10 protein-coding genes are annotated in these 12,357 nt (G+C 38.8%); 7 read left to right on the top strand and 3 right to left on the bottom strand.

Features of this window, described 5'->3' with window-relative positions; all coding sequences use genetic code 11:
* The first annotated feature begins 73 nt into the window (after window positions 1–73).
* A complete protein-coding gene (locus MHN81_RS06290) occupies window positions 74–667 on the top strand; it encodes a pentapeptide repeat-containing protein (protein WP_239425307.1) in 594 nt (197 codons plus the stop codon).
* Window positions 668–863: 196 nt separating this feature from the next.
* Here the strand turns inward: MHN81_RS06290 and MHN81_RS06295 are convergent, their stop codons facing one another.
* The 3 genes from MHN81_RS06295 to MHN81_RS06305 all read right to left on the bottom strand — a co-directional run bounded on the left by MHN81_RS06295 (window position 864) and on the right by MHN81_RS06305 (window position 2,752).
* Window positions 864–1,052, bottom strand: coding sequence for a hypothetical protein (locus tag MHN81_RS06295; RefSeq protein ID WP_023398003.1), 189 nt, complete (start codon window positions 1,050–1,052; stop codon window positions 864–866).
* Between the two features lie 458 nt (window positions 1,053–1,510).
* Window positions 1,511–1,687, bottom strand: a complete 177-nt coding sequence (locus MHN81_RS06300; RefSeq protein ID WP_023398002.1) for a hypothetical protein — start codon at window positions 1,685–1,687, stop codon at window positions 1,511–1,513.
* Between the two features lie 141 nt (window positions 1,688–1,828).
* A complete protein-coding gene (locus MHN81_RS06305; protein ID WP_239425308.1) occupies window positions 1,829–2,752 on the bottom strand; it encodes a GGDEF domain-containing protein in 924 nt (307 codons plus the stop codon).
* 306 nt (window positions 2,753–3,058) lie between these two features.
* Between MHN81_RS06305 and MHN81_RS06310 the strand changes: the two genes are divergently transcribed.
* The 6 genes from MHN81_RS06310 (at window position 3,059) to MHN81_RS06335 (ending at window position 12,305) form a co-directional block, all read left to right on the top strand.
* A complete protein-coding gene (locus MHN81_RS06310; protein ID WP_239425309.1) occupies window positions 3,059–4,528 on the top strand; it encodes a PPC domain-containing protein in 1,470 nt (489 codons plus the stop codon).
* 2,444 nt (window positions 4,529–6,972) lie between these two features.
* A complete protein-coding gene (locus tag MHN81_RS06315; protein ID WP_023397998.1) occupies window positions 6,973–8,484 on the top strand; it encodes a S8 family serine peptidase in 1,512 nt (503 codons plus the stop codon).
* 36 nt (window positions 8,485–8,520) lie between these two features.
* Window positions 8,521–9,300 carry a Hint domain-containing protein gene (locus tag MHN81_RS06320; protein WP_239425310.1) on the top strand — a complete coding sequence of 260 codons (780 nt, stop codon included), beginning with the start codon at window positions 8,521–8,523 and terminating at the stop codon, window positions 9,298–9,300.
* Between the two features lie 89 nt (window positions 9,301–9,389).
* A complete protein-coding gene (locus MHN81_RS06325) occupies window positions 9,390–9,914 on the top strand; it encodes a hypothetical protein (protein WP_239425311.1) in 525 nt (174 codons plus the stop codon).
* A gap of 88 nt (window positions 9,915–10,002) precedes the next feature.
* Window positions 10,003–10,782 carry a hypothetical protein gene (locus MHN81_RS06330; RefSeq protein WP_023397995.1) on the top strand — a complete coding sequence of 260 codons (780 nt, stop codon included), beginning with the start codon at window positions 10,003–10,005 and terminating at the stop codon, window positions 10,780–10,782.
* A gap of 62 nt (window positions 10,783–10,844) precedes the next feature.
* Window positions 10,845–12,305, top strand: coding sequence for a hypothetical protein (locus tag MHN81_RS06335; protein WP_239425312.1), 1,461 nt, complete (start codon window positions 10,845–10,847; stop codon window positions 12,303–12,305).
* The last annotated feature ends 52 nt before the right edge of the window (window positions 12,306–12,357 follow it).

The following is a 12,357-nucleotide window of genomic DNA, read 5'->3' on the forward strand; positions in this document are numbered from 1 at the left end:
CGATGGTTGCATTTCAGAATAAATCATAGAGCCCGATTTTTAATTAGACATCATTGAATACGGAGGAAGGACTTTGAATATTGGTGAAGAGTATGAATACTGGGATACAACCTTTGAACAAGAGGATTTTTCGGGAGAGAAGATAGCCTCAAAGACATTCGAGGGGTGTAAATTTCTAAGTTGTAACTTTTCTGAGGCGGTTCTTAACCGATGTACCTTTATTGATTGTGAATTTACAAAATGCAATTTAAGCATGCTAAGGATTCAGTACAGCAAATTCACCGATGTTATAATTCGTGATTCAAAAGCAATTGGTATTGATTGGACTAAAGTTGCATGGCCTAGACTCGTTTTTAGTTCACCAATTAAATTTTATGATTGCATGATAAATGATAGTTCCTTCTATGGTCTTTCATTACAGGACTTTGTATTAGATAGTTGTGTTGCTCGAAATGTTGACTTTAGGGACGGAGACTTTAGCAATGCTCAGTTTTCTCATTCTGATTTAAAAGGGTCTGTATTTTACGATACAAATCTATCAGGTGCAGATTTTTCACATGCAACCGATTTCGATATTGATATATTTAACAATAATCTTAAAAAAGCAAAGTTTGATCGCTTCGAAGCAATTCGGTTATTGGGGTGTTTAGAAATTGAACTGGTGTAAAGGGAAATATGAGAGGGAGCTTCATATAGTACCAATCACGTAAAACGCGGCGTGGTCAATGAAAAGAGAGGACTACTTAGCTGTGTATTCGTGCAGTTGGGTCCAGTGCTGATTAGTTTTGTGAGTTAAAATGGCAGTAAATATTACACTGCCAAAGCTATTAAGTGTATTAGTTAGCATTGCCCAGTAAAAAAGTTTAACAATAGATCATTGTTTCACACTCAATGTGCTGTGATGGGCAACGGCTTGTGCCGCAAAAAAGAAGGCCGGAGCAGCCTGAACCATTGGTATAACCACCCGCAATTTGGGGGGTTACTGAGTTTTCCAGTGTATTTTTATCTGCGCTTAAAAGTTTCATCTTTTTCTTAGAGATAACAAGTTTCATTTTATTCTCCTTAATTAACTTATTATCTAAATAAGGTACTAGGTGATAAGAGTTTTGTAAATATGTTAATTCCTAACGGGTTTTAGTTTAACAAGTGAGGTAGCAGGGTGAGTATTTTTATTTATGAGTATTCCAAGCTTTCTTTCGAAATATAAACAGGTTTTGCTCTGTTGCTTGTTCGAGAATTATGAGTGACAGATCCTGATATGTGACAACTATAGTTTGAGTTCGAGTATGTAAGCTATTTTAATTATATTAGCTCTATTTATAGTGATATATCGATACATAAAACGTCCGGCCTTCCACAATATTCGGAGTTATTTAATGCTTGAAATGTTCAGGGCGCAATTGCCTAGGTTGCTAATACAACAATAAAAATACTGCCAGCGCCATTAAATAGCCACAATGAATCTGGCAGTATTATTTCAAAGTATAAAAAGCGCTAAAGTATGCTTTTATTACTTAGGTACACAGCCTTGCCAGCCGCCATATGTATAGCAGATCACAGGGTTTGATGGACTACATCGTGGGTACACTGAGTATTCTCCACCTGCAACTTGTGGTGTTGCATTGTGTGCCAGTTGGTTACTCTCATTTAGTGTTTTTAGTTTTTTCTTTTTTAATTGTACTTTCATTTTTTATTTCCTTATTTGAGATAAACTGCCATTTCATGCTATTTACTTGATGACAAAAAGTAAACAAAAAGTTTTTAAATTTGGACTTTATTATTCTAATTTTAAATTAAGTTTAGAATAAAAGCATTTAAATCAGAGGGTTTAGCTATCTTTCTGTTTTTTCTTTCGTTGTGCTTTATTCTGATAAAGTGCTTGATCAGCAAGCTCCAATAGTTGCTCTACTGCTGTGTCAGCTGTTATTTCGCATACACCAAAACTCATTCCTAGAGCTACATGCTCAACAGTTAGTTGAGCTGGGACAAGGTTTTGGATGCGGGCAATAAAAGTTTGTGCAGTTTGTGCATCCATACCGGGTATAAGTAGCATAAATTCATCGCCACCTAAGCGGAACAGTTTGTCATTTTTTCGAGTGTATTGACTAATAAGCTTAACGAAATTGACCAACATTTCATCTCCGATCCCATGACCCAATTTATCATTCAATGTTTTAAAATTATCTAAATCTATCATGATGATAGAGCATGTTTGCCCGTAGCGAGTGACCCGTTCAGACTCAAGTTCAATGTTTTCGATTAAAGTTCGTCTGTTCAATGCGCCTGTTAGAGGATCCTTTGTTGCAACGCTTTCCGCAACTTGAATGGCTTCGTTATATGTTTTCACTATCACCGCCGTGAGCAACATGATCAAGCCTGACGACATGGCTGATCTCAACGCAATTTCAATATGCAGATGAATAAAGTTGAGATAGGTAATGATCAACCAAAAAGTGATGTTGGTTAAGCAGGCGATTTTAAATGGAAACACCATAAATACCCCAACTAAAAATGCGGGAAGCCATATCACAGCAATAATCGGGGACTGAAATGAAAAATAAATGAGTGTACTGCCAAGAACTGTGCTGAGTAGCAAACATTTTAAAACGCTCAACCGGCCTTGAAACAATCGCACTGCTGTGAATAGCAACGCTGAGATGACAATCACCACCGCAATTGCTAACCCATATCTATGGTCAAGTGCATATCGAATAGGGTAATAGATCAAAACAGCCGCCGTTACTATAAACAAGTAAGCAGCATAGGTTGGGTATCGGTTAATTAGTATGGGTTGTGCTTTGGTTAGCGCGCCAAAGCGTTCTTTTAGTTTGAGAATAAGAATACCTTTCGCAAAGTTACATAGCGCTTTGTATTAAGTGTAAATCACAATTTTGAATCATCAACATTGTAATGGAAGTAGAGCCAAACAAGTAGAGATGGGCGGGTTAATTCATTCTTAAATAAATGAATAAAATATATTACATATTGTATAAAACTTGTTCTATTCTTTGCTTGCTGGCACAGAAACGTGCCAGTAACTAAAGCAGAGGATACAATAATGAAGGCAAATCTATGGAAGTATGGCGCTGTGTTAGCTGCGTATTGTGCCGTCAATCAAGGTGTCGCTTGGGCGGCTAATTTAGACAAAGCATGCCAAGATCAAGACCCATTTTTAGGTAGAACAGTACAAAATGGTCAAACAGTTTGCTTACCAAATAACTCCCGTACTTATTTAAGTATTGGTAATACTAGTAATGTAAGTAGTTTTTCGATTACAACGGGGTATGGAAGTGGCGACCTTAACTTGTACGCTAAAAATGGCGGTTGGCCAAAGTTAGATGGTAGTGATCCTAGCTCCGTAAAAGCGGGTAATGGTGAATGTATTGTTATTAGCAATCCAAGTAACTATTGGAGCTATATAACAGTGGATGGTGCAAGCCAAGGAGCTTCATTGGTAGTTGATTTGGGAGCTACTTCTTGTCGGACCGTAGATAACACAATCCCTCCTGATAGGGATGATCGTTACGAGTATGACTATGTGAACTTAAAAGTATTTCGTTTCCAATTTAGTGATACGCCATTGGAGTGGAGCACAATGCTGGCGGATTTGGATAAAACAGTTCAATACTACACTGAACAGTCATACGGGAAATTTTCGGTTTATTATGATGTATCAGAACCAGTGATCACGATTAATCGGCCAAAACGAGATTTCGATAATGACTTTTTCGCGTGGCGGGCTGCATGGCAAGCCGAAGTGAAAAATCGCGGTGTTGACCCTGACAACCCAGGCAAAGCAACAGTTGTTATGATGGTGGCGCCGCAAGTCGGGAATTTCAACTCGAGTGCAGCACCACCTTCAATTAGTTTGTACCATCATACGCCAGGTGTTATTGCGCACGAGCTTGGTCACGCACTTGGCCTTAGACATGCAAAAGCAATTGAAGCTGGTGCTGGGCGAGTTATAGGTGATCATGATTATGATAAAGAAAGTTTAAATTATGGAAATGTCTATAGCATGATGGGTATGGGGGCACATTCGTTGCAATCATACAACTTGCTATATAAGCATTATTTTCGTTGGTTAACTGACAGCGATGTTCCTGTTATAAACTCTTCGGGTACATATCGTATTTATGCTTTTGATCATGCTAGAAATGACCTTGGCTATATTGGACTTAGGTTGAAATCTGGAAATGGGCTCTATACATATTGGCTCGAATATCGTACAACCAATCAAAACTACCCAAAGACAAAAGATGGCATCCTAATCAACTTACAAGGTTACTTCGAAAATGAAAAAGATGCGCGTTTTTGGAAAACCACCTCTTATTTACTAGACATGACACCGGGCTCAAAAACACCTGGGTGGTGGGGGGATGATCAAACTGATTCTGAACTAGTTATTGGTAAAAGTTATACTGACCATTGGGGAGGATTTAGAATTACTCCTACGGCTAAGGGCGGTGTAGATGGGACTGAGCGTGCTTGGATAGAGGTTAAAGTAGAGCTGCTGTCTGGCAATTAGCGTGTGTAAATTGCTTAGAGTATTAGCAAATGCTTCTAACTCGTATGAGTTAAAAACACATGATGACTAATCGTACTCTTTTAATCAGGGTTGGGTAGCTCTTAGCCCTGATTTATAAGCAGAGAGTCTCTTTGCATTTTCATCGCTTTTGGCCAATTTATAGAAAGAAAGTACGACGTCAACGATAAAATCTTTGCAGACGTAATAAGTTTAGGGCATTGGTAAAGTCGCGCCGTAACCAAACTCCTACTAAAAGTAACTTAGCAGAAAAAACCTCGCGTGCTTTGGGTCTAACCAAGTTTTTGCGAGTCGGATAAGAAAATGCGTGTAAGTAAAGTATGCCAGCATTTAAACAAAAGCATGTAGCAGCGGAAAAGCTAAGTCGCGCTTTTTATCGCATATTGTATGGGAGAATATTCATTCCGCGAAAGGCACGTAATTTACGCTATGTTTATAGGTTTAACGGTGGCATCACAAACTAAGAACTATCCAAATATCTCACTGTAGCACCCAAGTGCGGGCAAAAATTCTAATACAGCGATTGAGATTCGCCACGCAGTTATATTTCTATTCAATTTATCATTTTGAGCATAATAAAATTAAGCGATTTAGTGCTTTTGCTTGAGTCTATGTACTTTTGGTCGTTAAGCCGTTACTCGTTGGCAAGCCACGCCTCCTCAGTTGTCGAGATGCACAATTATGTTGAATTACGAACTGACGTTCTAATTCGTAGCATGAATCACTGAGCGAGTGGCCGGTTGTGATGTGCAGAGTTGCAGGGACAATGAGTAATTACAGCTAGAAGCAATTCATAATGTGTATCCAAACCTTGGATACACATTATGTAGGTAAGAACTTTTACAATTTATGAGTCGATGGCTATGCCTTAAACTCTCGCGGACGTTTGTTATATAAAACACGAGGGTGGCTGGGAGCAAAAAGACATTTATTGAATTATCGACACACTGGAGCCGTATTCAAAGTAGGGCCTAAAATCTAACGAACAAGTAAAGTGAGTGCAGCCGGTTTGTTGAGCTAGGTCGATCAGGTTCCATATCTCCCTGTGTGCATTCACAATGCCTGTGTACAGATCGTCATATTTGCTGCGCCAAATTTTTCTTTTTTCAATTCACCGCAGAGCATCGCATTCGATATATTGTGGTTCAATTATGCGTGTCAAAGCATGGAGGAAAAAGTAAATCTCTTATTGCTGGCGTGTTTTCAATGTTATACCTGCAGGAAAGTTTGTATACCAGGGCCTAATTTAGCCTGTACGACGCTCTGAGTGCATATCTAACAATACTCTCCTTGTATCATGAAGGACCCGTATTAGGGGCGTAGGCGTGAGTTCAGGGAATATATAATGTGATGGATCTGAGTTTAATTACCTAAGCTGAAATATTTATGCTTATTTCCTGATTATTAATCATATGACAAAATGCGGGGTTTATGTTTAAACCCGTGGGTTAATAGTTATAATATTCAAAAGAATGTTATTTTACCTATTAAAAATGACACCAATTCTATTCTATGGCTTTAGTTAGACTTAGTATCTCTATAACGATACTTAAAAATGTGCTCAACTTCTAAAGTTCTTCTTAGAATCATTGTGTTAGGCATCTTGTTCAACTAGTTCATCTTAATTCAAGTAATCAGAACGACTACTATGGCCGCAACTCTTTGTATAATTCATGGCGCTACCACCTCATTATTATGAACGCTTGCGAATTGACATTCTTAACACCAGTGTAATCAAAAATGCACTGATTGTACCTATAGCAGGTTTTGGTGGTAAAAGTCGTTCGCTCCATACCCTCATTAATCTAAAATTTTTAAGCTTCAAGTTTAATAAAAAAGGTACAAGATTTAATAGGAAATCACTATCAAATAGAGCTGAAAACCTCACTCAAGCTGAATCTAATAAAACAAACAATATTGAGGTCATTTTTTTTATAATTATTTGTTATGTATAAATTCATATTCAGAAAAATAAGTTTTATTCAGCATAGTTCACTAACGAATTATTATTCGTCTTATGTACCCCTTTATTTGGATTTAATTAGCTTTTTTGCAAGGTTATGGAACTTAGAGAAGGTGATTGTGGAGATTATTTGTATATTATCATTTTGTGAATGATGTGTTATTCAATTTGTTTACATTGGTGTTTTTATCCTAGTTCTTGGGTTTTTCCTTATTTTAACTATAAGTGATTGATAAATAAACTAACAAAAAATAATTGTTTTGTTAATTGGGATTGTTTTTGGCGTTTTTATGGGCGCTCTTGTTTTTTGTTATTTTGTTTTTTTGTATGTAACTATAGCGTCTCTAAGAGAGCTGAACGTTTGTATGTCTGAAGTTTGATAGTAGTGTGCAATCTATTATTTCTTAGTTTTTTAGTTGATGTGATTTCTAATTAACTTCATTTAAAATTATAAGGAAAAATCATGATTAGAAGGAAAGTAACACCACTTTTATTGAGTCTTGCACTTGGTTCTACAGCCCAAGCAGCAGAATTTTATAGCAACTCAGCTGGTACTAAAGCTGTGAAAGATAGCTATATTGTTGTGTATAATACCCCTTCAACTTTTATTAATGCTGATTTATCAGCAAGAGCCGCATTCACTACATCTTTGACATCAAAACTAAGCGCTGAATTAGGTGTCGAAGTTGAGTATCAATATGATAATTTGTCAGGTGTTGCTATCAAAGCAAACTCTGATCAACTAGTAAAACTACTTTCACATCCAGACGTGAAGTTTGTAGAGCAAAATGCGACATTTACAATCGATCCAAAGATTTCTGATGTTAGTGCTCTTCAAAACAACCCTACTTGGGGTCTGGACCGTATCGACCAAAGAGACCTGCCACTTGATAGAAAATATGTTGGTGCTAACAATGGTCAGGGTGTAACCGCTTACGTATTGGATACAGGTATCCAAAACAGCCACAATGATTTTGGTGGCCGCTCTAGAAATGGTTATGATTTCATTGATAACGATGCGACAGCTCAAGACTGTAATGGTCACGGTACGCACGTTGCGGGCACTATCGGTGGTACTGAATATGGTGTAGCTAAGGCGGTAAATTTAGTTGGCGTTCGTGTACTAGATTGCCGAGGCTCAGGTTCATACGCAGGTGTTATTGCTGGTATTGACTGGGTTGCATCAAATGCAAGAGGTCCATCTGTTGCTAACATGAGTTTGGGCGGTGGTAAATCTACAGCAGTTAACAACGCTGTAGAAAAGGCTGTTAATCGCGGTGTTACATTTGTTGTAGCAGCGGGTAACGACAGAGGTGATGCTTGTTCAAAATCACCAGCTAGTGCACCTTCAGCAATTACTGTTGCGTCTACTGATGTCAATGACGCAAGATCAAGCTTCTCAAACTACGGTAAATGTATCGATGTTTTTGCTCCTGGTTCATCAATCAAATCGGCATGGATCGGTTCTGACACAGCGACAAGAACAATCAGCGGTACATCAATGGCATCTCCGCATGTTGCAGGTGTAGCAGCTTTACACCTAGCTAAAACGCCTAATCTAAATCCTGCTCAAGTTACAGCAGCGATCAATGACAATGCATCTGCGAACAAAATCTCTAATGTTGCAGGTTCACCAAACAAACTGGTTTACGCAAAACTTGATGGCGGCCCTAGTGATGGCCTAGTTGAAGTGGTCAGTGGCAACTCTGGCGACTTTAGAACGTTCGCATTCAATGTGCCTGCAGGTACTACGAAGTTAGTAGCAAGCTTGTCTGGTGGTTCTGGTGATGCTGATTTATATATCAAGCATGGTCAAACACCTTACCCAATTGACAACGATTGCGCTTCTGAAAATCCAGGTACATCAAACGAATCATGTGTTGTTGCCAACCCGGCTAGCGGCACTTGGTACATTTCAGCTTATGGTTACAGTGCATTTAATAATGTCACTTTAAAAGCTGATGCTGAAAAATAAACTTTAGTTAAAATCAATTACAAGGAAATCTTTTTTATGAGAACTTTGACAATTCTTTTTGCTGCTGCGCTTGCGTTTTTCGCTGCTAAATCTGAAGCTACAATGGACATAGCTGCATATCAGAGCCAAGCAACAACAGATAATGCTGCTCATGGCCGTTGTGCGAAAAAAGCAGTTAATGCTACGGAGTGTGTACAGCGTATCGATTGGGCTGTTCGTGAAGGTTATATCACTGCTCGCGCTGGTGAGTGGGGTAAAGCGAATGGTTTCTACCCAGTTGTTGATTTTTATGACAGAACAGTTGGTGCTGTTTGTAAATGTGGTTGTTTCGAAGCTAGTACGCTTATCCGTGTAACTAAAGGCGGTAAAGTAGTCGATGTTGAAGCGAAAGACGTTGACAATTCATATGGCTTAGTAGCTCTTTCTAAAGATGCTTCTCTAAGCGCGCTTTCAACTGAAACATTTGAAATGAAAGCACGTACTCAAGGTTCTGAAGAATCAAAACTATATGTATTCACTCTTGAAGATGGTTCTGAGCTTAAAGTAACTCAACACCACGGTATGCTTTTAGGTGACGGTACTATGGTAGCTGCTAAAGATGTAGAAGCTGGTCAAACAATGCTTCGTGCAGACGGTGTAGAGCTTTCAGTTGCTTCTATCACTCGTGAAGCGACTGACCAAGACGTTTACAACTTTGAGACAAGTGGTGCTGAAGCTGTTAACCACATCATCATCGCTAACGACATCCTAGTTGGTGATTTAACTTGGCAGAACCAGCTTCAAGCTGAGCTAGGTCAAGTTATCGTTCGTCAATAATTTATTGATGTATAGGGAGGGCCGTTCAGGCCTTCCTTTTTTGCATTAATCATTTCTATTTTCAATCATATTAAGTTGGAATAAATGCCATGAAATCAATTTCTACAGTGCTTGGTACTGCAGTATTTCTATCATCGTTGTCGGCCCAAGCTGCGATAGATACCGCAAATTATCGTTATCAAGCCTATTTTGATAATGCGTTGTACAACAGGTGTGTGAGCAAACCTTCTGAATTGTCAGCTAGACAAAGAATAGACTGGGCTCGTAACGAAGGCATAATAACTGCTAATGCGGCTGATTGGGGGAAACAATTTAAGTATTACCCAGTTATTGATTATTACGATAAATCGATTTTTTCAATCTGTAGTTATGAAGTGACGCCGAGCTCAGCTGCGACACTGGAGAAGTTTAAGCTTTTAGCTGAGCGCTCCGATATGGGTGGACGCTGCCTTTATCGTCCTGATCCTAACCCACTTTATGAAAGAATTGATTGGGCAATATTGAATGGAAAAATTTCCAATAATGCGGGTTTGTGGGGTCGCTACAATGGTTATTATCCAATCATTGATTTCTTTGCAGAACAACTTGTAGCTGTTTGCCCCTTTGGCAGATAAAGCATTAACGAACACGCAATATAATAAACGCAATTTTACTTATGGCTAAGTGTTTGAATAAAAATTGCTGTTTAGGAGGTTACATATTATGAAGAAGGGCATCATTTTTGCTGGAGTCGCTGCTGTTGCCGCTACATTATTCTGGCTAGGTTGGAGCGACAATTTTGCAGATGGTGAGACTAATACAAGCAGCGTCGCAAATGTAGTACAGCAGGAAAATAAAAACACAGTAAACACTAACAAACTAGATGAACTAGATAAAAAGCTTACAACAGATATTGACTTAAAAATACCAAAAGCAGACCCCAAAGTTACCACAACGGAAGAGCAGCTTCTGACTGCTTTTCAACGGATGCAACTGTCTGTCGGTAAATTTAACTCTGCTTCGTTTATTAACGAAGAAATGCAAGATTTATTACATAATCCTGAAATGATAGAAATTGCGCAAAAAAGCTTGATTGATTTTAAACATGCCGAAGCCGCATTTGGTGAACAACAAGCTCTAGTCAGAGTATTTTCTATTCGTTTGCTAGATCAATTAGCGAAAGCTGGTGAGCCCGGCCCTCTTTACGAAGCAACTGGTCAGTTAGCGAGCAATTTGAGTGAGCAGCTAGCAAATGGTGAAGAAATTGAAAAACGCAGAGATCTTGATCTTGAGGACTTAGTATACGCGTCTATCTCAACTTATGATGACGAGCAAGTGATTTCATCGCCCGAAATGGTGATGATGGAACTTGGTTATTTTGATGACTTTCATAATGACGTAAGAAAAATATACGCGAATCAATTCGGTTCGATAATCAGTCGCGAAAAAAGTGTAGATGAAACAATTGAAATAGTACAAAAGCTATTCAAAAAACAGTCTTAACTTTCTGAAAATTAAATTAACTCGAATAGCCTACTCGTATGTTTCAAAAGGAGAAATTTGAAATGAGTAACACATATAAGTTTTTGCCCGCCCTGGGGTTGTTAAGTGTATTTGCTGCGCATGCGACAACACCACAACCTCACCCAGTTAAAGCTCATGCGCAACAACATATTGCGGACTCTATAGCTTGGATTGATGAACAGGGAATAAGTTGCGAGCAAAATACCAATGCGCACCCGATGTGTGACACTGTAAAGGTGTATTTTGATGACGGTGAGTATGATCCCTCCAGAACGAACTCTAAACAAACTATACTGGTGATGGATTATGGGATGGATCTTCAGACTGTTTTGCGTTACCGCAGCCGTATTAAAGCCGCCTATAAATATGACCCAGACACTCAGACATTTGTGGCAGACAACCCATCGGTCTCGATCTCTCGACTTGGTCAAAAAGTATTAAGTGATATCGATGGCTTTACATATACAGATCCAGATACAGACACTGTTAAGCCAGGCTTTTTACCTGCAGCATGGCTAGGAGACTTGGCTGCCAAGTATGTGGCGGCAGCAAGCCAAGACAAATATGATCATGAAACGGGAGTTCCGCACTTCAGCCATGGCACTAAGGTGTTTGGTTATTTAGCACAGCATAACCCTGACGCAGAATTTGTGATCATAGATACGAGTACATTTTCTCCTTTCATTATGCACAAGGACGACATTTGTAATCGTGACATAGACGCGTTTTATGTGAAAATGGAACGCGCTGCGGGTTCATTATTGAGAAATGTCATCGAAGTCAATGATATTGAGTATATAAACTACTCAGGTGGGTTCGAAAGAAGAGATGTGCAGAATGCTTGGACAAGCAATAAATGTAATGGCAGTTTAAGTAATTACAAGGCGAAAAGATTTGTTCAGAGCATTAGACCGGTATATGACAAATTGTTTAGTACCTATGGTGTTCTTGGGATCCACGCAGGGGCAGTTTCTGCAACAAATAATGAAAACCCGCTTGATGTAATTGATTATCAAAATCGCATTCGAGTGATGTCTTATACAACAGGCTCAGTAGATACTCAGATTTCACAGGATGCTAAAACTGGCTGGCAGGATGTTTTTGTTAATCATTCATCTGAGTTTGACGGTCACAAGTATATAGACATGTATGTCAACTTTGGATATGGCAGAAGCGCTTTTTGGGAGACAAATAGCACACCTAAAATGTCTTCTGATGTATACGGTATGAGATACGGCGCAGATTGGGAGTTTCCTTCATCTTCGTGGGCTGCGCCTATTGCTACTTCTTATGCAATCGCAGTACAGAGTCAAATAGAATGGGGTTTTGATCCTGCATATTTAAAGCGAACTTTAATTTCACAAGATTGTTATGATAATGGCGGGCATTTCATAAACTTTGCATTATCTGACTTTATCTATGCTGGAAATGGACGTTGTCGTTTGCAAGATCCGTTAAAGTATCGTTTAGATACACTTAACCAGCAGGGTTATTTAAAATAATCGCAGAAAAATCATTTTGTATTAAATTGTAATCGCGTAGTGCCTGTTTGAT

Origin of the sequence: Pseudoalteromonas sp. Of7M-16 (genome assembly GCF_022347805.1) — a bacterium.
Classification (GTDB): Bacteria; Pseudomonadota; Gammaproteobacteria; order Enterobacterales; family Alteromonadaceae; genus Pseudoalteromonas; species Pseudoalteromonas luteoviolacea_F.